The 24,106-nt window shown below is 38.3% G+C and carries 19 protein-coding genes and 2 pseudogenes; 8 read left to right on the top strand and 13 right to left on the bottom strand.

Features of this window, described 5'->3' with window-relative positions; translation table 11 throughout:
• From EZ444_RS26615 to EZ444_RS26590, 6 genes are all read right to left on the bottom strand, one after another.
• Nucleotides 1-209: DUF4372 domain-containing protein (locus tag EZ444_RS26615; protein WP_131612943.1), on the bottom strand; the 209-nt coding region annotated here is incomplete at its 3' end.
• A 224-nt stretch (nucleotides 210-433) separates the two neighbouring features.
• Nucleotides 434-3,625: an efflux RND transporter permease subunit gene (locus EZ444_RS26610; protein WP_131612942.1), complete on the bottom strand. Its 3,192-nt coding sequence runs from the start codon at nucleotides 3,623-3,625 to the stop codon at nucleotides 434-436.
• Nucleotides 3,626-3,632: 7 nt separating this feature from the next.
• Nucleotides 3,633-4,697, bottom strand: coding sequence for an efflux RND transporter periplasmic adaptor subunit (locus tag EZ444_RS26605; protein WP_131612941.1), 1,065 nt, complete (start codon nucleotides 4,695-4,697; stop codon nucleotides 3,633-3,635).
• Entirely contained in the window at nucleotides 4,697-6,037 is a 1,341-nt protein-coding gene (locus EZ444_RS26600) for a TolC family protein (protein ID WP_131612940.1), read from the bottom strand. Before EZ444_RS26600 ends, EZ444_RS26605 begins: the two co-directional genes overlap by 1 nt.
• A gap of 7 nt (nucleotides 6,038-6,044) precedes the next feature.
• Nucleotides 6,045-6,656, bottom strand: a complete 612-nt coding sequence (locus tag EZ444_RS26595) for a TetR/AcrR family transcriptional regulator (protein WP_131612939.1) — start codon at nucleotides 6,654-6,656, stop codon at nucleotides 6,045-6,047.
• Nucleotides 6,657-6,770: 114 nt separating this feature from the next.
• Nucleotides 6,771-7,382: a TetR/AcrR family transcriptional regulator gene (locus tag EZ444_RS26590; RefSeq protein WP_131612938.1), complete on the bottom strand. Its 612-nt coding sequence runs from the start codon at nucleotides 7,380-7,382 to the stop codon at nucleotides 6,771-6,773.
• 153 nt (nucleotides 7,383-7,535) lie between these two features.
• Between EZ444_RS26590 and murB the strand changes: the two genes are divergently transcribed.
• The 8 genes and pseudogenes from murB to EZ444_RS26550 all read left to right on the top strand — a co-directional run bounded on the left by murB (nucleotide 7,536) and on the right by EZ444_RS26550 (nucleotide 16,964).
• Nucleotides 7,536-8,552 (top strand): UDP-N-acetylmuramate dehydrogenase, encoded by a 1,017-nt coding sequence (gene murB / locus EZ444_RS26585; RefSeq protein WP_131612937.1) that lies wholly within the window; start codon nucleotides 7,536-7,538, stop codon nucleotides 8,550-8,552.
• Nucleotides 8,553-8,722: 170 nt separating this feature from the next.
• Complete coding sequence (locus tag EZ444_RS26580; RefSeq protein WP_131612936.1) at nucleotides 8,723-9,253, top strand: RNA polymerase sigma factor; 531 nt, start codon at nucleotides 8,723-8,725, stop codon at nucleotides 9,251-9,253.
• A 102-nt stretch (nucleotides 9,254-9,355) separates the two neighbouring features.
• Nucleotides 9,356-10,030, top strand: a complete 675-nt coding sequence (locus EZ444_RS26575) for a response regulator transcription factor (protein WP_131612935.1) — start codon at nucleotides 9,356-9,358, stop codon at nucleotides 10,028-10,030.
• A complete protein-coding gene (locus EZ444_RS26570) occupies nucleotides 10,027-11,307 on the top strand; it encodes a sensor histidine kinase (RefSeq protein WP_131612934.1) in 1,281 nt (426 codons plus the stop codon). The genes EZ444_RS26575 and EZ444_RS26570 overlap by 4 nt, the downstream gene beginning before the upstream one ends.
• A 72-nt stretch (nucleotides 11,308-11,379) precedes the next feature.
• On the top strand, nucleotides 11,380-13,782 hold the full coding sequence (locus tag EZ444_RS26565) for a TonB-dependent receptor (RefSeq protein WP_131612933.1): 2,403 nt from the start codon (nucleotides 11,380-11,382) through the stop codon (nucleotides 13,780-13,782).
• Nucleotides 13,783-13,839: 57 nt separating this feature from the next.
• Nucleotides 13,840-14,616, top strand: coding sequence for a phosphatase PAP2 family protein (locus EZ444_RS26560; RefSeq protein WP_225874866.1), 777 nt, complete (start codon nucleotides 13,840-13,842; stop codon nucleotides 14,614-14,616).
• A gap of 9 nt (nucleotides 14,617-14,625) precedes the next feature.
• Entirely contained in the window at nucleotides 14,626-16,548 is a 1,923-nt protein-coding gene (locus EZ444_RS26555; RefSeq protein ID WP_131612932.1) for an LTA synthase family protein, read from the top strand.
• 100 nt (nucleotides 16,549-16,648) lie between these two features.
• A pseudogene (locus EZ444_RS26550) lies at nucleotides 16,649-16,964 on the top strand (DMT family transporter).
• Nucleotides 16,965-17,107: 143 nt separating this feature from the next.
• On the opposite strand, the gene EZ444_RS26545 reads toward EZ444_RS26550, so the two are convergent.
• From EZ444_RS26545 to EZ444_RS27530, 7 genes and pseudogenes are all read right to left on the bottom strand, one after another.
• The gene (locus tag EZ444_RS26545; protein WP_131612931.1) at nucleotides 17,108-18,193 is read right to left on the bottom strand and encodes a hypothetical protein; all 1,086 of its coding nucleotides are present in this window, start codon (nucleotides 18,191-18,193) and stop codon (nucleotides 17,108-17,110) included.
• 9 nt (nucleotides 18,194-18,202) lie between these two features.
• A pseudogene (locus EZ444_RS26540) lies at nucleotides 18,203-19,480 on the bottom strand (TonB-dependent receptor domain-containing protein); the annotation flags it as partial.
• Between the two features lie 46 nt (nucleotides 19,481-19,526).
• Nucleotides 19,527-21,410 (bottom strand): TonB-dependent receptor, encoded by a 1,884-nt coding sequence (locus tag EZ444_RS26535; protein WP_165503739.1) that lies wholly within the window; start codon nucleotides 21,408-21,410, stop codon nucleotides 19,527-19,529.
• A 223-nt stretch (nucleotides 21,411-21,633) separates the two neighbouring features.
• Complete coding sequence (locus EZ444_RS26530) at nucleotides 21,634-22,593, bottom strand: FecR family protein (RefSeq protein WP_131612928.1); 960 nt, start codon at nucleotides 22,591-22,593, stop codon at nucleotides 21,634-21,636.
• A gap of 59 nt (nucleotides 22,594-22,652) precedes the next feature.
• Complete coding sequence (locus EZ444_RS26525; RefSeq protein WP_131612927.1) at nucleotides 22,653-23,270, bottom strand: sigma-70 family RNA polymerase sigma factor; 618 nt, start codon at nucleotides 23,268-23,270, stop codon at nucleotides 22,653-22,655.
• A 165-nt stretch (nucleotides 23,271-23,435) separates the two neighbouring features.
• Nucleotides 23,436-23,711: a hypothetical protein gene (locus EZ444_RS26520; protein WP_131612926.1), complete on the bottom strand. Its 276-nt coding sequence runs from the start codon at nucleotides 23,709-23,711 to the stop codon at nucleotides 23,436-23,438.
• Between the two features lie 209 nt (nucleotides 23,712-23,920).
• The coding region (locus EZ444_RS27530; RefSeq protein ID WP_205945356.1) for a hypothetical protein at nucleotides 23,921-24,106 on the bottom strand (186 nt) is incomplete at its 5' end.

Below are 24,106 nucleotides of genomic sequence, written 5' to 3'. Positions count from 1 at the left end.
GCCTTCATTCCACTTACAACTTCACGGCTACTTGTGCATTTGTTCAATGCGCAGTATAGCATCGTTATTAAATGGGTATAAGTGTCAAAATGCTTATAGTAGTGATCGTGTTTACCGGCACGGGCAATGGATTTAATCTTGCCCCGATCCAGCAAATTTAACAGTTGATTTAGTATGGGCTGTCCGGTAAAAAATATACTTTTGCTCATGTTGATGTTTTTAAGTGTGGTAACTCAAATATATCAACAATGGGCTAGCTTAACAGCTAGCCCAAAATTTTATCCGGACAACAGTGAATTCATTTCAGGATCCCTCAAGAGAAAGAAAATTTTGCAGGTGCGAGGTCCTGAAATGAATTCAGGATGACGAGTGTACTAACAACAAAAAAGGCCGAAACTTATGTTTCGGCCTTTTTTACAATCAGCTTAAGCTATTAATGAACATGGTCCATTTCATACTCTTTCACTTCTTTATGTGTATAAGGTTCTTCCAATAATTCATCAATGGTTTTACCTTTTTTGTTGAATCCAAAGTAATTTAGGATGTTATCAAATACCTGATACATTACCGGAACCACGATAAGGGTTAAGAATAATGAACTGGTTAGACCACCCACAATTACCCAGGCCAAACCATTTTTCCATTCTGCACCTGCACCACTCGCTAATGCAATTGGCAACATACCAATAACCATGGCGATGGTTGTCATCAGGATTGGACGTAAACGAGCATGGTTAGCAAGAACTAACGCTTCATGAGTAGTTTTTCCTTCTGCTTTCATCTGATTGGTGAAATCGACCAGGATGATCGCATTCTTGGCCACTAGACCAATCAACATGATCAAACCTAAGATGGTAAAAATACCTAGTGACTGGTTTGCTAAAGCAAGTGCCAATAGGGCTCCAATAACTGATAACGGAATCGAGAACATTACTACCAGTGGATAAACGAAACTGTCATACAGCGCAACCATAATCAGGTATACCAATATAATAGAGGCCAATAAAGCAATACCTAAAGTACCGAAACCTTCACTTTGGTTTTCCTGATCACCACCCCAAACATAAGATACACCTGTAGGTTTTTTCAGCTCACCACTTTTCTCCAGCTCTTCCAGTTTTGTCTGGAATTCAGATACGATGGTACCTGTTGGTCTACCGATAGACTGTGCTTGTACGGTTACTGATGTACTCTTATCACGTCTTTCTAGCTGACTTGGACCTGAACCTTCTTTAATCTCCGCAAACTGTGATAATTTAACCTGTTGACCATTAGCGTTGATAAAGATCAGGTTTCTAACATCGTCAATGTTTTTACGGTTAAAGGCCTGGTAACGGATATTGATGTCGTACTCGTACTCACCTTGACGGTATTTACCATCTGTGTTACCGCTAAATGCAGTTTGCATGGTTGTACCTACCGTTTGTAAGGTTAAGCCTAAAGCTGCCATCTTATCACGATCTACCTGAACGTTAATTTCCGGACTACCTTTCTCTACAGATAATTTTAATTCGGCAGAACCTTTAATACCAGCAAGTACTTTTTTCGCACCTTCGGCATATTTTAAGGCACTTTCTAAATCAGGACCCATTACTACCAGTTGGATAGGTGCATTTTCTGCAATACCCAAAATACTGATTGGAACTGTTTTTACTTTTGCGCCTACTAAGTAATGAGCAAGCTCACGACTGATTTTAGTAGCATATATACTTGATTCGTCCGCACGATCTTTACGATCTACCAATTTAACATTGATCTCTGATTTGTAGGCAGTAGCCTGGGTACCACCAAAATCACCACTTGCCTGACCCACTGTCGTGATCATTTGTACGATCTCTTTTTTACCTTGCAAGAAAGCCTCTGCTTTTTGAGTAACCTGGTTGGTTTTTTCAATAGAAGCATCTTTCGGTAATTCTATCTGAACAAGGAATTCTCCTTTATCACTCTTAGGGAAAAACTCTGAACCGATAAAACCACCAATGGTTAATCCGCAAGAACTTAATAGCAACATGAATACACCGATAAGTGTAATTGCTTTGTGCTTTAAAGTCCACTCCAGGATACCTGTAATCCATACAGTGAAAGTATGTAACTGTTTCTCGAACCATAAAATGAAACGTCCGAAAGCGTTTTTACCTTCTATTTTTTCCAGTTTACCAAATCTTGATGATAGCAATGGAACGATGGTAAATGAAGCCACAAGCGAGAGCAATGTCGCGATGATTACCACCACACAGAACTGACGAAGGATGTTGGATACCAAACCTGTACTTACTGTAATTGGGAAGAACACAACCACAATTACTAAAGTGATGGATACAACGGTAAAACCAATTTCGCTGGTTGCATCGTAAGCTGCACGCACCTTGTTTTTACCCATCTCCATGTGTCTGTAGATGTTCTCCAGTACCACAATCGCATCATCCACAAGGATACCTACCACGAGTGATAAGCCCAGTAACGACATCAGATTTAGCGTATAGCCTAACAAGCTAATTCCGATAAAGGTGGCAATTAATGAAGCTGGAATAGCAACCATTACAATTGCAGCGTTACGTAAACTATGCAAGAAGAAAAGCATTACAAACGCTACGAGGATAATCGCAAGAATTAAATCGTGAATTACCGCGTCTGCTGATTCTAATGTGAATATCGAGCTGTCGTTTACAATTTTGATTTGCAGGTTGTTTGTCGCATAATCCTTTTGCAAAGTTTCAATCGTTTTGTGCATTTGCTTACTTACCTCTACCGCATTGGCATCAGTTTGTTTAATGATCTGCACGGCAATAGCACCGGTTCTGTCGATACGCGCAATCTTCTCTACTTCTTTCTGTGAATCCTGAACATCAGCTACATCCTTTAAACGGATTTGAGCACCCGTTTTACTAGTTGCAACAACCAGGTTTCTCAACTCATCTACACTCTTGTACTTACCTGATAAACGGATCAAAATATCCTCATCAGCAGTTTTCACACTTCCTGTAGGGAAATCGAGGTTGGAGCTTAAAATAGCTTGTTGAATTTGAGGAACAGATAATCCGTAACCCTGAATCTTATCCGCATTTAAACCAACTTCAATCTCACGTTCTTGCCCACCTACTAAGTTTACCTGAGCTACACCACTTACCCTGGATAGGATAGGTGATATACGCTTATCCATCAAATCGTAAAAAGCAGCATCGTCCATCTTTGCAGATGCCGACATGGTAATCACCGGTAAATCATCCAGTGAGAATTTGTTTAACGAAGGCGGTTTTACATCCGTAGGTAAATCAGCAAGTATCGCATTTACTTTACGCTGGGCATCATTTAATGATAAATCGATATCCGCCTGGGCTGTTAAAGTAATGGTTACTACCGATAAACTTTCATAAGAAACAGCATTTAGTTTCTTTACGTTCTCCATGGAAGATACGGCATCCTCGATTTTCTTGGTTACCGTATTTTCTACCTCACTAGGAGATGCTCCCGGATAAATTGTTGATATTGATACTACGTTGTTTGAGAATTTAGGCAAAAGCTCATAACTCAAAGAAAAGTAGCTCAATAGTCCCAATAGTGTTAATGCGGAGAAAACCACAATAACCAAGCTGGGACGCTTTATAGAAATTTCTGTTATCTTCATCTTAATCTTATTTTACAGGGGCAACAGCGGTGCCGTCTACTAAGTTGATTTGACCGCTGGTAATTACGGTTTCTCCTTCATTTAATCCTTCAAGGATCTCTACGTTTTCACCCAAAATTCTTCCAGCAACTACTTTGCGGGTTTTAGCGGTGTTTCCGTTCTCTAATACAAATACCTGGTTGCTGCTTACACTACCTACAAATGATCCACGAGGGATAGTTAAGGCAGGAGCTTGTTTAGGGAACTTGAATATGGCAGTTCCGTACATACCAGCTTTGATATCTTGTTTTTTGTTGTTTTCTACAACAAGTTCAACAGGGAAGTTTAATGAGTTATCAGCTTTTGCGGCGATGAAACTTACTTTACCAGCAAAGTTCTCTGTAGGGAAAACATTAGATTTGATTTGCGCCTGATCGCCAATTTTAATGCTAGCTACCTGGTTTTCGTTAACGTTTACTTTTAGTTTTAACTTCGATACATCAACGATTTCAAACATCTGCGTTCCTTGTGTATTTACAAAGGCACCAACTTCAATGTATTTTTTATTGATGATACCATTGATTGGAGATTTTACATTTGCATCACTTACTTTTCTGGAAGCACTTTGTAATTTTAAGCGTGCATTTTCTACAGCAAGTTTAGCTTGATCTAATTGTTGTTGTGTAACACCACCAGTTTTAAATGAACTGCTGTATCTAGCTTCATCTCTGATTGCATTTTGAAGATTAGCTTCAGCGGTTTCTTTATCTGTATTTATGATCTCTGCATCGATACGGGCTATGATCTGACCTTTGGTCACTCTGTCGCCTTCGCTTACGTAGATTTTGGTTACACGACCTGCATTTTCTGACAGGAAGTTTAATTCCTGGTTGGGTGCAAATACTCCGTTTACAGCAAAATCAAGGTCAATTGGTTCTCTTTTGATAACAGCAGTACGTACACTCACAGCACCCCCACCTTGAGCCACGATAGCTGTTTTTGCTTCGTTTTTCTTTTTATTATTGGTTAATACCATACCAATTCCTGCTAGAGCAAGTATGATTACTAAGGCTGTAATAATTCCTCTTTTCATTATAATAGCGATTTTATATTTCCGTTTGATTTGATTAATTGTATTTCGGCAATTTTATAGTTTAAAAGTGCCTGGGTGTAACTGTTTTGAGCTTCTGTTAATGCTGTTTCCGTATCCAGTAGATCGGTTAAAGTAGCCAAACCGTTTTTGTAATTGTTTTCCGTGCTTCTATAGATTTCATCAGCCAGTTCAGCATTACGTTTTTGTAAAGTAATCGTATTTAAACTGTTGCGCAGTTGAATTTTGGCATTGTCGTAAGCCATATTCAAGGAGTTTTTTGATTCTCTTCTATCTTCATTTGCCTTTTTGATATCCACATCGGCCTGGCGAATTTTTGAACGGGTTAAGAAACCATTAAAGATGGGCACTTTTAAAGTCAGGCCAACAGCTGATGCACCATAACCGATAGCAGTATTGCTAGAGCTTAAGAAATCAAATCCACCGTTCTGGCTCGAATAGGTATAGTTTCCTGTTAACGCTAAGCTTGGATAATACTCAGCTACATAGGCTTTACGTTGCAACGATAGCAGTTTGTCCTGGCTGTTCAAAATTTTGATTTCTGTTCTGTTATCCAAAGAAAGAGAATCCGTGAACTGAGGTAATTTAGTTACTTCTGTAAGTTCTGTTTTTGGTAAAGTAATTTGAGTAGTTACCGGCATCCCCATCGCGAACTTTAACTGGTTCTCAAATTGTAAAATTGAATTTGAAGTTTGCTCACGCTGTGTTAATAAATTGGTAAGCTTCACTCTGATACGGTCTAAATCAATTTTTTTAGCTAAACCATTTCTATATTGATCAGCTGAGATTTTTTCAGTAGCGCTTACATTTTTAATGTTGTTGTCTAACACACTCAGTTGTTCTCTGTTTACCAATACCTGGTAATAGTTGTTGGCAACCAATTCAATAATCTGCTCCTCTGTTAATTGAGAAGTAAGTCTGTAATATTCCTCACTCGATCTTGCTGCTTGCAAGCCTGTGAAAACCTGTTGATTGAATAGTTGTTGCGAAAGTTGAACTCCGGCCGAAGAATTCCAGTTTTGACCCATTTTAAATGATTTCGTCTCTCCGCCTAAGTCTGCTACCAGTTGGCCAATAATAGGGTTGTAGGTTAAGCCAGCAGTACCTGTGATTTGTGGTAAAGCCTGAGCTCTTACCTCTTCGGTTTTATATTTACCGCCATCAATGTCAAGTTTTGCTTTGCGAACTTTCACACTATTTTGTACCGCGTAATTCAAGGCTTCTTTCAATGTTAATGATTGCTGAGCGCTTACTGTATTAGATAATAACAAGCCCAGCAACAATACCGGAATTATTTTTATCTGTTTAATTATTGTATTCATATATAGTTTATTGATTTTTTAATCCTTTAATAAATATGCTAGATAAGCTCAATTGCCTTTCCAGTATATTTTTCATTTCTTTTTTACTTGGGAACAGTTCTTTATTGCCATGCAGGATACACAATGAGGTAATTCCGGCTAGAGAATCAAGATATAGTTCTGCAGTTTTGTATGCGTCTGTTGGCGCAATTTCATTTTTGTCTATGGCTACTTGAAATAGATCCGCATGAAGCTGTATGTTTTTAGCATGCATGGTCATGAAATGCTTTTTAAGCTCATCAGAGTTTAACGATGAATCAGGGCTGCCACTTGATAAATGCAACATATAGTACTTTTGGAAAAAGCGATGTCTTATTTCTACATAGTTAGCCATGCACTGTTCCAATGAAATTTCTGTTGCTTTTCCAGGGTCTAGATGCGCAAAATAATCGTTAAATATTTTCTCTATTACTCCTAATACCAGACTGCTTTTATCAGGAAAATAATAATATAAAGAGGGTTTGGATACCGATAGGTCTTCTGCAATTTCATTCATTGTGGTTTTACTGATTCCGTAATGAATGAAACGTTTTATTGCACCCTCAATAATTGTTTCTCTTTTTTTATCTGTCTCTACCATTCTACTTTTTTACTTTCTGACTTTTTTATATCAAGAGTCAAAAATACGGCCATAATTTTACATATGGAATTTTAGGCCCAAAAGCAGCGTAAACTTACAATGCTATGACTATTGTTAGGTGGAATGTGGCCTTAAGCCTTGTAGGAAGATCTCGGCAAACACTCTTTCTTTCAAAAATATTTGCTTAAACTGTTCTTTTCCAGGGAAGATATTCTTGTCTTTGGACATAATGTTGAAGTGTATGCCCGACAAAGCGTCAATAAATATCTCGGTCGCGAGCTTCGGATTTTCTATTTCGAATTCTCCGTGTGAAATACCGCGAGTAAATAGTGATCCGATGATTATGGTCTCAAAAGCTCTTGCTTTACTGAATTTTTCATAGAGATCATCTGGTAATTCGTTGCCAATAATTTGTGTTGACTCCAGTAAATTGTAGTATTTCTGAATAAAAGATTGTCTTTTTTGTAATAATTTGAATATTCCTTCGGTTGAACTACTGGTTTTGTCAATGGATTTAACCAGGTCTCTGCTGATGATCTGCATCAGGTGTTCAATCGCGCTCACATATAAGCTTAGCTTATCCGGGAAATAATAGTAAAGCAGTGCTTTAGAGAAAGATACATCCTTTGCTATCTCGGTCATTGTGGTTTTTGATAACCCATAATGTGCAAACCGTTTTAACGCAGCTTCGATAATTATACCTCTTTTTCTATCCTGATTTTCCATATAAATACTACAATTCTCTTTTGATATAAGTTCTTTTAAAAAGCTTTAATATTTAGCCGAAAAATAGGCATAATTTTTAAATATTGCTTTTAACATGTTTATTACAACTGCTAACAATTACATTTGCGCTGTATATCTTATATCTATATATCTATGTCACTTATACAAGAAAATATATCCTTAAAATCCTATAACACATTTGGCGTAGCCGTTAGCTCTAGTTTTTTTGCAGAGGTCTTTAGTGAATCTTATTTAAAGGACCTGCTGTTACTACCTATTGTTAAAGAACAGCAGTTGTTGGTTTTGGGTGGAGGAAGTAATCTCTTATTTACGAAAGATTTTAATGGATTGGTGATAAAGATGAGCATACCGGGTATTACTGCTGTAGTTGAGGGTAATGAGGTGTTGGTGACCGCAGGTGCTGGTGTGGTATGGAATGATTTTGTAAATTATTGTGTAGGTAGTGGTTTTGCAGGTGTCGAAAATTTAAGCCTTATTCCGGGTACTGTGGGTGCTTCGCCAATACAAAATATAGGTGCATATGGTGTAGAGCTTAAGGATGTTTTTTATGCTTGTACAGCTTACGAAATTACTACCGCTGAAGAACGCACATTTAATTTTGAGGAATGTAAATTTGGTTACCGGGATAGCGTGTTTAAAAACGAACTGAAAGGCCGATACATCATTACAGGAGTTACTTTTAAATTGAGTACCGAGGCGCAGATCAACACCAAGTACGGTGCTATACAAACCGAGCTTGTAAATCGAAATATAACCAATCCAACCATCGCAGATATATCGCAGGTTGTGGCAGATATAAGGGTAAGCAAATTACCCGATCCTTCAACAATCGGTAATGCAGGAAGCTTTTTTAAAAACCCTGTAATAGACCGTTTAGCCTTTGAAAAGGTGTTTGCAAAATTCCCGGATATGGTTCATTATCCAGCTCCAAATGATAAAATTAAATTGGCAGCAGGCTGGCTTATAGAGCAATGCGGTTTTAAAGGTAAGGTGGTTGGTCATACCGGCACATGGAAAAACCAGGCACTAGTACTCGTTAATCATGGCGATGCAACCGGAGCTGAAGTGTATAGTTTTTCAGAAGAAATCATAAATACAGTCTATATAAAATTTGGTGTAATGCTCGAGCGGGAAGTAAATATTCTGTAATATCTACCTGTTTGGTGTTGTTAACCCCCTTAATTTATTTCTTAACATTGAATCTGTTTTTTTGGTACATATCTTGTATAGGGATTAGTATGTATTATTAAACAAATTTTGAGCGCCACTCACTCAATAATTGTTTTGTTTGTTTTATTAACCTTAAAAACTAAAACACTATGACAAAAAATGAGTTCAACGTACAGCTGCACGACCATTCGGGATCATTACAGTCCTTTGCCCTAAATTTTACTAAAGACCTTGAAGATGCGAATGACCTTGTGCAAGACACCATGCTTAAGGCGGTTACCTACTACGGAAAGTTTAAAGAAGGAACGAATTTGAAGGGTTGGCTGTTTACAATTATGAAGAATACGTTTATTAATAATTACAGGCGTTTGGTAAAAACAAATGCATTAATTACAAAATCTGACGATATTTCTTCAGCCAATTTGCATTACAGCGCAACAAAAAATACAAGCGAAAGTAAGTTTATTATCGGCGATATCCACAAAGCCTTAGCCACATTACAGCCTGAATATTACATTCCATTTGTAAAATATTTTGAAGGCTATAAATATCATGAAATAGCAGAAATGCTAGAAATTCCTATAGGTACAGTTAAAACAAGAATCCATGTTGCCCGTCAGATCCTTAAAAAATATTTAAAAACCTATTCAAAAGATATACTGGGTACCGAAGTGATTTAATTGGTTTTACAACCCCATAACGAGGCACCTTATGGTGCCTTTTTTTGTGGGATAAGTTTTCGAATTCAGAAAATATTCAGATTACAAATGTAGATTTACGTAATGAAAGTCCTGATTATTGAAGATGAACGCGAACTGGCACAAAGTATAGCTGATTATTTATCAGGAGCGCATTATCTGTGTGAATTTGCCGCTACTTATCAGGAAGCGCTTGAAAAGGTTGAGGTTTATGAATATGATTGTATTCTGTTGGATATCATGCTGCCCGGCGGAAATGGCATGCAGATTCTGGAAAGACTTAAAAGCTTAAATAAGCAGGATGGGGTAATTATCATCTCTGCAAAGAATTCATTGGATGATAAAATACAAGGTTTGCATATTGGTGCGGATGATTATCTGGCTAAGCCATTTCATTTACCTGAGCTCGCCGCCAGAATCTACTCCGTAATCAGAAGACGGAGTTTTGCCAATACAAACGTAATACAACTAAATGAGTTACAAATTGATTTGCTCGGTAAATCCGTAAAAGTACATCAGGAGCTTATTCCGCTTACAAAAAAAGAGCTGGACTTGTTGCTTTATTTTATCGCCAACAAAAATAAAGTGGTATCTAAAAGCGCAATTGCAGAGCATCTTTCGGGTGAGCTGGCAGATATGTTGGATAACCATGATTTTATCTATGCGCATATTAAAAACCTCAAAAAGAAACTTACAGAGGCCGGTTGTGCTAACTATTTAAAAACCATTTATGGTAGCGGTTATAAATGGGAACTATGAAAAACTTACTAAATAAACCTTTACGGATTTTTACACTTTACTCATTTATAGTGCTGTTGTGCAGTATTCCTGTTTATTTCATCATTATTGATTTTATATGGGTTCGTGAGGTGGGTGAGCACAATCGCATTAAAAGTGAGGCTACAAAGCAAAATTTTCGTTCAATCAAGTTTAAAGATGGGGAGATGGAAAAAAGCATAGCACTTTGGAATCGGATACAGCCCGAAACAAAGCTGCGTGAGGTGGATGCTTTGCGACCAGACAGTACCTATAATGAATATCGAAAAAATACCTATATCCCAAGCAAGGGGCTTGACCGGTATGAAGGTCGGGTAACCTATTTTGAATTGAATGGTAAGTTTTATAGCGTTACTATCGAGACTAATTTGGAAGAGAGCTATGAAACCATTTTAGCTATTACTGCTGTTACAGCATTGTTTTTTATTATTTTACTGATTGGCTTTATTCGATTAAACAAAAAGATTTCGACTCAATTATGGCGATCATTTTACGAGAGCCTTCAAAAAATAAAATCCTTTGACTTAAGTAGCTTGAAAAAGCCCGAGTTTGACAAAACAGATGTAATTGAGTTTGAAGAGATGAATAGTAGTGTAAGCAGGTTGATGGATGGTAGTATTAATGTTTACAGGCAGCAAAGGGAGTTTACAGAAAATGCATCTCACGAATTACAAACTCCTCTGGCTGTGATTCAATCGAAATTAGATCTGTTATTACAAAGTCAATCACTTTCTGCTCAACAGTCTGCAATTATTGATGAAACCCATAAGGCTTTAACAAGAGTATCTCGAATAAATAAGAACCTGTTGCTACTGGCTAAGATAGAAAACCAGCAATATGCAGATCAAGAAAGTATCAATATATCTCTGCAATTGGAAGAGCAGATTGCACAGCTATCGGATTTTCTAGCTACTAAGAATTTAAAGTTACAGGAGCAAATTGCCCCAGATATAACTATGAAAGGTAATAAGGTGCTGGTAGAAATTATGCTGACCAATATATTAATGAATGCGGTGAGACATACTGTTAAAAACGGAGAGATCAATATTCGTTTGGAGCAGGATAGGTTAACCATATCTAATTCCGGAGAGGCGTCCTTAAATTCTGAAAAGCTTTTTAAACGCTTTAGCTCAGCTGATGCAAACAGCCCTGGGACGGGGTTAGGGCTTGCTATTGTTAGGGAGATCTGCAGTCGTTATCAATGGAATGTCAGCTATAACTTCGAAAATGGAGTTCATGTTTTTGTGTTGTCCTTTTAGGTTCAGAATTAATTCTAAATCGGTTGTTATTATTGTTGGATAAAATGAAATCCGAACAAGAAAATAACTGTTATGTCTAAGGTCCTTTTATTTGCAGCCTTGCTGTTTACCACCTTCTTAAAAGCACAAACACCTTTAATTACGATCTCTGGGCTAGTGAAAGATGGTAAAAGTGCCGCGATCCCTTATGTTAATATAACACTTAAAAAACAAGCTGATAGTAGTTTTGTCTCTGGTACGATTACCAATGATGAAGGACGATATACTTTGTCTGGAGTAAAAAACGGCACTTATATACTTGAGGTTTCGGTTGTAGGTTATAAAACTTATAAGCATCCAACGACAATTGGTGTAATGAGCGCATTTCTGGATCTTGGAACAATTAATCTGAAAGAGGATGCGAAGCTGTTGGAGCAGGTTGTAATTGCTGGTAAACTGCAAGAGGGCGTGTCTGATAAAATGGATAAACAGATTTTTACGCTTGCTAATAATATCAGTCAGGCCGGTGGATCAGTTTTGCAGGCGATGCAAAATCTTCCGGGTGTAACCGTTCAGGATGGCAAAGTTCAGCTTCGCGGGAATGATAAAATCGCAGTGCTGATTGATGGGAAGCAAAACGCAATTACAGGTTTTGGCAGTCAAACCGGCTTAGATAATATTCCAGCTTCGGCTATTGAGCGGATTGAAGTGATCAATAACCCATCAGCACGCTATGATGCAAATGGTAATGCAGGTATCATTAATATTATTTATAAAAAGAACAGGCAGGAGGGATTAAATGGGAAGATAGGACTAACTACAGGCTTGGGAGCATTGTGGCTGCGTAAAGAGAATTTGCCTGGAATAAGACCTCAATACCAGGCTACTCCTAAAATTAACCCTTCGCTTTCACTTAATTACCGAAAAAATAAGCTAAATACGTTTCTTCAGGCTGATTGGCTTTATACGCAAACCCTAAATCGTAATGAATTTGCAGAGCGGATATATGACGATGGTACGATCATTAAGCAACAGGTAAAAAGGAATAGAACGACTACTTTTTCTACTGTTAAAACTGGGGTAGACTGGAACCCAGATGACAACAATACTTTTACTTTCTCGGCTTATTTGAATCGGGAGAAGATTTTAGATGATGGCGACATCCCTTATTTTAATGTAGATCTGACTGTAAGAAAGCGTTTATGGCAGTTTTTGGAAGATGAGGTGAAATATACGGCCACCAGTGCCTTGCTGTATCAACATAAATTTAAGCAACCTGGGCATTTGTTAAATGCAGGCTTTACCTATACTTTTCATCGCGAAGATGAGAAATACTTTTTTACTAATATAATGCCCACTTTTACAGGTCAAGACTCTTTTAAGTTACTGTCTGACGAGCATGTAGTGGATCTGAATTTGGATTATATCAAACCGCTTAAACATGGTCGGATTGAAAGCGGTTTTAAGTTAAGAAACCGGAGTATTCCTACCAATATGCAGTTTTTTCCGGGCTTGAATTCTCCGCTAGATGTTAATGCTGGTGGATGGGCCGACTATAGAGAAATCATACCTGCGGTATATAGTAACTATGTTTTTGAGAGTAATGTCTTTGAGGTAGAGGCTGGCTTGAGGTTGGAATATGTGAAGGTGAATTATGATGTAAACCCAAATCACAATACCTATAAAAGCGATGGGTATGATTATTTTCGACTTTTTCCAAACATCCGTTTGGGATACAAGCTAAATGGTGCTAACAAGCTTTCTATTTATTACAATGAGCGGGTAGATAGGCCAAATGAAGTCGATATAAGGATTTTTCCGAAGTACGATGAGCCAGAAGTGATCAAGGTTGGTAACCCTACTTTGCGCCCGCAGTTTATTAAAAGTTTAGAAGTGGGGCATAAAGTAAGCTGGGAAAAGGGCAGTCTTTATTCTGCTTTATATGGTAAAAAAATAAATGCAACCATTACGCGTATAGCGACTACTGTACCGGGCAGCCCGCTTATCTATAATATTTTTCAGAATGCTGGTAATAGTCATAATGCAGGTGGCGAGCTTACTTTGCAACAAGAGTTGAGGCCCTGGGTTTCCATTAATTTAAGTGGAGCTTTGTATAGAAATACAATTGATGCCTTTACGGTTGAGAATAGATACCCTATCCCAACTATATACAGTATGGATAAGGAAAGCATTACTTCCTGGAATTCAAAACTAAATACGATGTTTAAACTGCCTAAAAAGGTAGAATTACAGCTGTCAGCCATTTATCTCGCTCCTGATCTTATCCCACAAGGGAAAATAGGGGCTAGGTTTTCAATGGATTTGGGGGTGAAAAAACAAATACAGCATGGTAAAGGCGAGTTGTTTTTTAATGGAACAGACATTTTAAATACCTTGCAGGTTAAAAAAGATATAATTGGTAATGGTTTTCGTTTAAACAGTACCGATTATTATGAAACTCAGGTGTTCAGATTAGGTTACAGTTATAAGTTTTAAATTAATTTAAGTGTTTACACAAAACTTTCATTTAGTTTTGCTAGTACCAAATGTAAAATGAATATAAAGTATCAGTTAAGGGTTGTTGTAATTTTGATGGTCTTGTTTTGCGCTGTGAAAGTTCAAGGGCAAACGATAGATTCGTTGCCTGAAAAGGTAGCTTATAGCGAGGTGGAGTATAGGCCGATCAGGCCCAAAGCGATTATCGTTCCAGCCTTTTTTATTGCCTACGGGTTCAGTGCACCTTATATAAAGCCATTAAAAAAGCTGGATGACGATACTAATTTCGAATTGAGAGAAGATCATCCTGGATTTGGTTTCCATGCCGATGACTACCTGCGTTATGTTCCTATAGCGGCTGTGTACGCCCTGGATCTGGCAGGTGTAAAAAGTAAACACAAATTTGTAGATAGAACAGCGATGTTGCTTTTATCTAGTGCCATAATGGGAGCTTCTACCACCATTACCAAAAATATGACCCATAGGATGCGCCCTAACGGCCTAAATGATCAATCTTTTCCATCTGGGCATACTGCTACCGCTTTTATGGCTGCAGAGTTTATGCATCAGGAGTATAAAGATCAATCGCCATGGTATAGTGTGATGGGGTATTCTGTGGCGCTAACCACTGCTACATTGCGTTTGTACAATAGTGCCCATTGGCTTAGTGATGTAGTTGCAGGCGCTGGCTATGGCATCCTCTCTACAAAAATTTCTTACTGGGTTTATCCACTCATAAAAAACAAATTGTTCCACCATAAATCAAACCAAACCGTAATGGTTCCTTTTCATCAGGATGGCCATACCGGATTAACATTAATTAGTAAGCTATAAGCTGTAAAGATGACATCTAAAAACAAACTCCAAACTCTCCTTCAACACAGATTTAGCCCTGTTTTATTGGCTACATTACTATTGTGTTCGGTATCACTCATTACCCGGGTGGTCTTGCTCATCAATTCAAAACAATATGTCGATTGGTCAATCCTGAATTTATTAGGTATTTTTCTGATCGGATTATTATATGATTTGGCAGCGGCCTCATTTGCGGTTATTCCACTAGTACTTTATGTCTGGTTGGTGCCTGATAAATGGTACAGAACTAAATTTAACAAAGTCCTGTTGTCCATTTACTTTCTGGTCGTTATTGGCACTTTGCTATTCAATGGCGTATCAGAATGGTTCTTTTGGGAAGAGTTCTCTGTGCGATACAACTTTATAGCGGTTGATTATCTGGTGTATACCACCGAGGTGATTGGCAATATTAGACAATCCTATCCTGTAAATACCATATTGGTATGCTTGCTACTGATATCTGTAGGTATACTTTTCTTGTTCAGAAAGTATATCTGGCTACAGAACGAACAGCCATATAGATTTAAAAAGAGAACTCTGATCGCATTGGTTTTGCTTTGTATTCCTGTTGCTGTTTACGCTTTGTTTAATCATAAATGGAAATACTTTAGCCCTAATCAGTATGTAAGTGAGCTCGCTGGTAATGGGATGTACGATTTTGGTAATGCCTTTTGGAATAATGAGCTTGATTATGATACTTTCTATAAAACATTGCCAATTGATAAAGCTGAGGCGTTGATCAGAAAACAGTTGAATTCTGACAGTACGAATGCTGCTGATAAATTTACACTTAGACAGGTTAATAATCCAGGTGAGGAGAAAAGAATGAATGTGGTACTGATTAGTATAGAGAGCTTAAGTGCTGATTTTATGACACACTTTGGAAACACGCAGCACATCACCCCGCAGTTGGATTCTTTGGCTAAGCAGGGGCTTTTATTTACTAACCTTTATGCTTCTGGTACGCGTACTGTAAGAGGACTTGAGGCCTTGGCACTTTCTATTGCGCCAACACCTGGACAATCTATCGTAAAGCGGCCTGATAACAAGGGACTTTTTTCTCTAGGTAGCATATTAAAATCAAAAGGTTACCACAGTAGGTATGTTTATGGTGGCTATGGTTATTTCGATAATATGAATGCTTTCTTCTCCGCAAACGGGTACGATGTTACGGACCGTAGCGCATTAAAGGATTCAGAAATTCATTATTCGAACATCTGGGGTGTTGCAGACGAAGATCTCTTTACGCTTTCTTTACGTTTGGCAGATGAGGATTATAACAACAAGAAGAACTTCTTTGCACACGTAATGACGGTTTCGAACCACCGTCCGTATACTTATCCGGAAGGACGTATTGATATTCCTTCACATACTGGTAGGGAAGGTGCTGTAAAGTATACAGATTATGCAATTGGCAGATTTATCAAGGAAGCTTCAGTAAAGCCTTGGTTTAAAAACACCATATTTATTATCGTTGCGGATCATTGTGCATCGAGTGCTGGTGAGGTTGAACTTCCAGTAAATAAATACCATATTCCAATGATCATTTATTCGCCGGGAAATATTGCACCTGGAAATTTTGATAAGTTAACAGCTCAAATCGATATTCCGCCAACTTTGTTAGGACTTTTGAATATGGACTATACCAGCAAATTCTTTGGGCAGGATGTATTTAAAATGAAGCCTGGACAGGAGCGTGCATTTATCAGTACTTACCAAAGTTTGGGTTATTTAAAAAATAATAAGTTGGTGATTCTTGATCCAAATAGGAAGACGAAGACGTTTATCCCTGATTTTGTGACAGGTAACTCTACGCAAACAGAACCGGATAATGCATTGATTGATGAAGCGATCTCGAATTATCAGGTGGCTTCTTATATGTATAGAAATCACTTGTATAATAGCAAATAGGTGATTTAAGAATGAAAAGCCGAAGGGGCTGCATGATTGTCATGCAGCCCCTTCGGCTTTTTGCATTCATATTGTTTTAGCATCTTTATAAAAAACTGTTATGAAAAATTATTTATTTCTATTAATGGCAATCATATGCGAAATCATTGCCACTACTGCATTAAAGGCTTCGGAACAGTTTACTAAGCTTTGGCCATGGTTATTCCCTGGCATTTTACTTCCTAAGCATCACGCTTAATAAATTAAGTTTAGGAATTGCTTATGCGATTTGGTCGGGGGTAGGTATTGTGCTGGTATCCATTATGGGACTCGTCATTTATAAACAAAAGTTAGATACGGCAGCCTTGATTGGCATCTCCCTTATAGTGATTGGTGTAGTTGTAATTAACGTGTTTTCAAAGTCCAGTGCTCATTAGTTTTTCCTAAAATACATTATTAATGTTACTGATTGAATTGGCTTAAGTCTATCCGATACTGAAATGATGTTACAGTTTTATTCTAAACCAACAAATCCTTCCAGTAAAAACTGAAAGGATTTGTATCAGAAGTTTAATATATGCTATTTAAAATATTGTGACAAGTCAGTTACCGTAATGCCTAAACTGGTAGACCTGGGTATTGATGTTTTAGTAAATTTACCATCTCCAATCACCATCAACTTTGATTTTCCAGCTTCAAACACAATTGGATTGCCAAATCGGCCAACATTTGGCTGGTATGGTAATGCTGCTGAGATGAAAGGCGGAACTGTTGCTGTCGCAGTATATGGCAAATTATTGGTCCCCTTTTCAACAATATCACAACCGTAAACAACATCTGAATTATGAGGTAATGGTGGCAGTTCAATCTCGTTAAAATTGCCATTGGCAGGTAGTGTAAATCTGATCTCGGGCGTTATTTTTGTCGTTATCCCAGTTACAGTGTTCCGCTCGTAAAATATAAGGTCAATATCAGCTCCGAGATAATAGCCCAGTGTTCCATAGAGGCTTTGGAATTTTGCCGAAATCAACATGTTGAGCGGGTTTGCAGGGGGTCTTAGTACTACATTATCAACAATGCTTGTTCCATCAAAGAAAAAGTTCAATGTCTGTCTGTCGGGCATGGAAGGAATTGTTTTTGAGAACAGTATGGTTGTTTCTCCTTTCTTACGGATCTCGATTTCTCTACTTGAGTTCTCTTTCATCAGCACCTGCACATTCTCTTTTTCGATACGAGCGTTTCCGGTATGTATTATCTTTCCGCCAACCAAAAATTCCAGTTCACCCGATACTGCGTAGCCCTTGATCAATAGATTTATCACTTTGTCGTAAGCCTGAGTACCGTCATAATATAAAATTATGGTTTGATCAAACGGAGCAACAGCAATAGCTTTAGTCTGAACGATTGCACCAGAGTTTTTATTCCTGATTTGAAGTTCCTTCTGCTCGTCACTAAAACCCACGATTGTTTGGGTATTAAAACCGCCGCCAACAGTTGCCAACACTTTGTTATCAATAATATATTCTAGTGAGTCAGACGAGTTGCCCTGGAGGGTAAGCCTTACAATATGGGATGTATTTTCATTTAATATTTCTTTTTTACTGCAGGAAAGCAGAAAAAGTAAGCATAAACTTATGAGTCTGAAAGGTATGAGTTGTGTTTTCATATTTCTATTTTAAAAATTATAGGTAATCACAGTACTGTAAGTGCGTCCAAATCGTTGAACAAATTTCAGGAGGTCACCATCTTCATATTTATCGGTAAAACCAGGTTTCAATCTGAACAATGAACTTCGGTCCGGGGATTCGAAATCATAATCTGGATTTCGTTCATAACTTGCCTGATTGATATAAAATGAAGACGCGGTGTTGAGCAGGTTGCCTGCGTTGAACTTTATCTCGCAGCGGTTCTTTAATAATTTATAGCTAAGTTGTAAGTCAATCTGTTCGCGTGGTCTTTCATATTCGATGAGACCGGGATCAGCACTTACGATGTATGTTTTAAGTCCTGATTTATTGTACAGAAAATTAAAGCCAAAATGTTTTCCATTGTATTGTAGACCAGCATTGATCAGATAAGGCGACTGGCCGTACATTGGCCGTCTTATCTTGCTCGACAACTCTATCGTTGAGGGGGCGCCTGGAGTTTTATCGGGATTGGTTACTCTGAACGTGCTAACTACATCCGATTTTTGTAACGTGAGGTTTCCATAGGCAGTCAGATTTTTGAGAAGCTCATTATCTACAATAAAACCGAAGTTTTTTCGCAATTCTAGTTCGAGGCCATATACTTTGGCATTATCGGCGTTTTTAATGTAGTATTGGAGATTTCCGCTTTCAATATTGACCGTTAGTTCGACCGGTTTATCAAATTTTTTATAGAAGACACCAGCTGAAATTATCTCGCCGAGCCCTGGAAACCATTCTGTTTTCAGGTCGTAACTACCGATGCGCGTGCTGTACAGGCCCAAGTTGCCAAATTGCCCTCCCAGATATGGACTATATTTCAAAAACTGACTGTTTTCCATCATTTCTGGACGTACGATGGTGCTGGAGTAGGCCGCACGGATATTTATTTGTGAGATTGGGCTATAAGTTAAATTCGCTGAAGGCAACCATTGCCATGCCTTGTCTGGTTTGGGCATATATTCTGATGCACCGCGAATGCTTTTTGGGTTTTTAATATCTGTATATTTGTAATAATCAGCCCTTACGCCCCAAATTAAACGAAGTTGGTCAAAAAAACGGTTATCCAACATCGCATATAATGCATGTGTTTTACTCTTTCCCTCAAAGCTATCGAGCCAGTAGGAGTTGGTGGCATAATTTAAGCCCGTTATCCCTAAATTTTCAGGCTTCTGCATTTCCGACACCGGTAGGTAGGTAACTTCGGGAGCAGTAGTAAGGCTACGTCCTAATGCTGCAATCTGCCAGTCGAAACTAGCCTTTTTGCGGTTGCCGAAATAGCCTGTTTTTGCAGTACTATTAAAGCCGGCTACTTTAAAAGGTTACAGACGCTGTCCATGAGTAATGATGCTCATCGTTTTTATAGGTGTGCCTTGAAAGATTATCACTGATTTGTGGCTGGTTAAAATTGCCCGGTATATAGAAATATTGATATGCCCCATTAACCAGTTGCGGGCTACTGTTCGCAATAGTAAGATCCTTTTCCTTACGTTCGATAAAGGTCTTTGCCAATTCCCACTCTAGCTTTGCCCTGCCCAATTGATGTTGGCCGCTTAGCTTATTTTGCAATAGATCGGTAAAAGTCGGGTCGTCAGCCTCTTGGATACGGTTTGGTGTATTTAATGGAATGAAATCGCCACCAAGGACATTGTCGTAACCGATGTTCCGTATCAAAACATTATCGTACATGTGCGTAAAAACATTACGGAGCGTGATGCGGTTCTTGCCAAGTTGTAGTCCCGCGTTCAGTAAAACGCCTATGGTTGTATTAAAGCCATAAGCTTTCCCCGCATTTTCAGTATCAAGATTCCAGTCACTTCTATTTTGGCGCTCGATTTCATTGATGTTTTGTGTATTTCGATAACTTAGCGATCCTGTAAAACCAAATCTATTCTTGTTCAGGGTATCCAACTTCAACAATCGTCCTATAGTGAACTGGTAGTTTTGCGATGGTGCAGTCTTGTATTTATAAACGGTAAAGTTATCATTGGTAAACCTGCGGCTTTGGTCAACAAGTTTCTGCTGATATTCTGCTTCAGGCATTGATCTATTGGGTTCAACTTCCTTGTCAGTAACCACAAGATTGGAAGGTGAATTTCGTCCGCCATCATCAAATCCCCAGTAATCATATCTTCCGCGCTTATGGCTTAAAAAATTCTTTCCAGTACTTTGGTCGTTGTATGACACTCCTGCTGTAAAGCTCATGAAGTTTTCACTAGGGATATCTTTGGTGTTCACCTGAATAAGTCCACCTGCAAAACTTGCATTCATATCTGGTGTTATAGTTTTACTAACCACCACATTGTCTACCAGGTTGGACGGGATCATATCGAAAGAAAAATTACGTGTCTGGGCTTCGGTGCTGGGCAACACGGTTCCATCCAGCATTGCGGAATTGTAACGTTCACCGATTCCACGGACTAGTACAAACTTGTTGTCAACTGAGCTTACGCCACTAATGCGTTTTAAACTTTCTCCAATGTTCTTGTCTGGACTTCGCGAGATCTGTTCTGCACTGATGCCGTTGCTGATCTCAGCAGCATTTTTTTGTTTTGCCAAGAGTCCTGCAACTGATGCCTTTTTATAGTCGGAACTAACAACTACTTCCTTTAAACCTTTTGAATCCATTTTTAAGGATACATTCAGCGGAGTGTTTTTACTTCCGGTTACCAATACACCGGTAACTCGTTGGGTTTGGAAAGATATGTAGCTAAACACAAGGGTGTATGTCCCAGGTTGGAGATCAATGACATAACTGCCATCTGCGCCTGCCTGGGCGGTGTTGCCAGTTTCAATCACTTTAATAGATGCACCGGGTAGGGATTCTCCCTCCTGATCTGAAATCTTCCCGGAAATACGGCCAGGCTTGGGAGGAACAGGTAGTTCGCTAAGGGCTATTAAATCCCCAAGTTGAGTGAATTTTAAGTGCCTGCCCACTGTAAGTTCCTTTAAAACATTAGCCAACGATTTATTTTCGGCCTGAAATGATTCTAGTGCTATTGCTCCAACCTTTTTAGAAAAAGAAAAGGAAAATTCAGATTGTTGTTCGATCTTATTTAATACCTCAGCGAGTATAGTTCTTTTTGCTGTAAGCGTCACTTTAGTCTCGTTAAGATTCTGGGATTTCACATCGGCCCCCAATAATACACCTGTTAGCGTTATGGAGACTGTCGTTACCAGAAAAGCGAATCTTGTCATAGCGCACAGCGATTTAATTACATTTATTTTTGTAGAATTGTACATAAGTTTTTTTAATGGTTTATTGTCCTGAAAAATGATGGATCAGAAAAACTTATTCCGAGCGGAAGTGTACCACCACTTTCGCTCTTTTATTGTTTATCTGATAATAGTACTGTCCTGAATTTTTACATATAGTTTTCTTTTATTGATTGACATTTATTTCTGTTGTTGGGTAAATATGCTACCATATCACTACTTTGTTCCCCTCAATTCTATACCGGAACTCTGCAGATATGCTTAGTGCCTTCATTACAGTGTCGATGCTCTGGTTTTTTACTTTCAGGCTGATCTGTTTTGCCAATAGTGACTTGTTTTTAAATAGGATGGTGACTTTATAGTACCGCTCTAGTTGATGGGCAATGTTTTCCAGAGTCTCGTTTCTGAAGATGAATTTGCCTGTTTGCCATGCTTTGATATTGGCAACATTTACAAGTGATTGACTAAATTTTCCTGTGGAACGATTATAGGAAAGCTGGTCACCTGTTACCAACATATAAGTCGTGATTTTTGCTTTTGTTGGTGTTACGCCTACTTTTCCCGAAGCCACCGACACAGATAGCTCTTTATCCAATCGAGAGGCTTGAATATTAAAGGATGTTCCCAGTACCTGTATATCCAATTTATCAGTATGTACTTTAAATGGGCTTTTAGGATTATGGGTCACCTCGAAAAATGCTTCTCCACTAAGAAATACTTCTCTTGTCTTCCCACTAAAAGAAACAGGGTATTTTAATCTGCTCTTCCTGTTAAGGGTAATCTTAGTGCCATCGCCTAAAGTAATAACCTTTATTTCGGCGGTTCCTGTGGTCATTTCCCGAAGGGTTGTGGGGGGAGCCCAATAGTGGCTTTTATTGTTGAAATAAAAAATCCCGGTTATCGTTGATAAAATCAACAGGCTTGCTGCTACCGACCTTATCCAAATCGGGAAACGAATAGGTTTTGCTGTTTCTATGGGGAAAAAATGTTCTTTTAAGTCACCCTGCGAAAGCGCTTGCCTTACTGCTAACTGATCAGCAGTAAGCTGCCCAATGGCATCCAGTTGGATGAGCCAGCGCGCTATCAATGTTTTCTCCTCTTCGGTTACCAGTCCCATCTGGTATTTCCGAAAAAGCTCTTCTAAATGTTTTCTTTCGTTCTGCATTCTATAAGTAATAAGCAGAATGGAAGGGAAAGGCCCAGAAATTAATGGTTAACTTTTTGTTATCTAATTGTTAACCATATTAAGACAAGTAATTCAAAAGCTGAAATAGAAGGGTCGGATGTTGCTTGTCTAATGCGATTGAGTGCGCTGTTGATCTGGTTTTTGACAGTCTTTGGAGAAATATGAAGTTTTTCTGCTATTTCAGCAATGGAATATTCATTACTTCGGCTCATGATAAAAACTTCCCGCATTTTATCAGGCATTTCTGCTATCGTATGGTTGATCACTTCCATCACGGCCTCGTACTGCAAGTCCATTTCCCTAATTTCCATTTCATCAAGATAGGGGGAGGTGTCCAGCTGCTGTTGAAGAAAGTCTGCAAAGTTTTTAAAATGCTTTTCCCGAAAACCTTTGGCCCTGAAGTATCCAGAAAGCTTAAACCATAATCGATTTTTAAGATAGTTAGTTAAAGGATTACTGATTGAAAATGTGGCACGTTTGTCCCATAGTTCAATAAACATATCCTGCAACAGATCGTAGGCCTCATCCTGATCTCCGATCTTTTTTGCAGCCAAAGCAAATAAGGATTTGTAATAACGGCGGTGCAGTTCTTCAAATGCAGTATAGTCAGAATTCCTGATCAATTGCAAAAGATCCTGTTCCCCTATATGTTCCATGCATTATTCTAATTTACCGTGCCAAAGATATTCCAATGAATATTAAGAATATGTTAAGGAATGGAGTGAAAACATAACCGGGAAGAGTAGGGTGCCGATTAGCAAGGATAAACAGGTTCGTTGATTTATAAAATCAACGAACCTGTTTGCAGCAATTAAACGTGATTAAGCTGGTTTTTTTAATTCCTCATTAACGATACTAGCGGCCAAAATTACGGCATGTAGATTCTCGTAATAAGCGATCAGATTACCCCGTTCGGCATTAGTTAATACAAATCGCTTGGTATAGAAGCTTTGTTGAATCATTCGCCAAAGCATTTCAAGACTTTCATCAAGCGGATAAGTCTCAAAAAAATATTTTAATACAGTTTTAGCGAACTCCTGAAGCTCGGCCGGGGTTCCTGTTGGTTTCTTGTGTAGAAATAGTTCGTTTGGATACATATGCTCATTTTTTTTAAGTTTTAAAAAATGAGTCTCAGTAGGAGATTTATAGCAAACTATAGCTGGTTGGTTTTATCGCATAAAAAATGAAAGTGCACTATAGTTACTGTTGCACAACATTAATTCCGTGATAGATATTATAGGCTCCAAAGTACAGGATATTTCATTTCATAATGGTTATTCGGCCTTTTTACTTTTCAGATTAAAGGTTAGCTCCAAAACACGCCATTAATGCGTAATATGTCCTTCATAAAGGTATTCAAATCATGCCAGTAGCTATTGACATTATATTCGTGGACTTTTATCGCCACTGCTGCATTTTTTTTAAGTTTTACAGCATTTGCTTTTACAAGCTTTTTTATATTGTATGCCACAGCAGCCATAATCATACATTT

This window comes from Pedobacter hiemivivus, from assembly GCF_004331685.1.
GTDB classification, from domain to species: domain Bacteria; phylum Bacteroidota; class Bacteroidia; order Sphingobacteriales; family Sphingobacteriaceae; genus Pedobacter; species Pedobacter hiemivivus.
The sequence above is the reverse complement of the archived record's forward strand: the minus strand, read 5'-3'. Positions and strand labels throughout refer to the sequence as shown.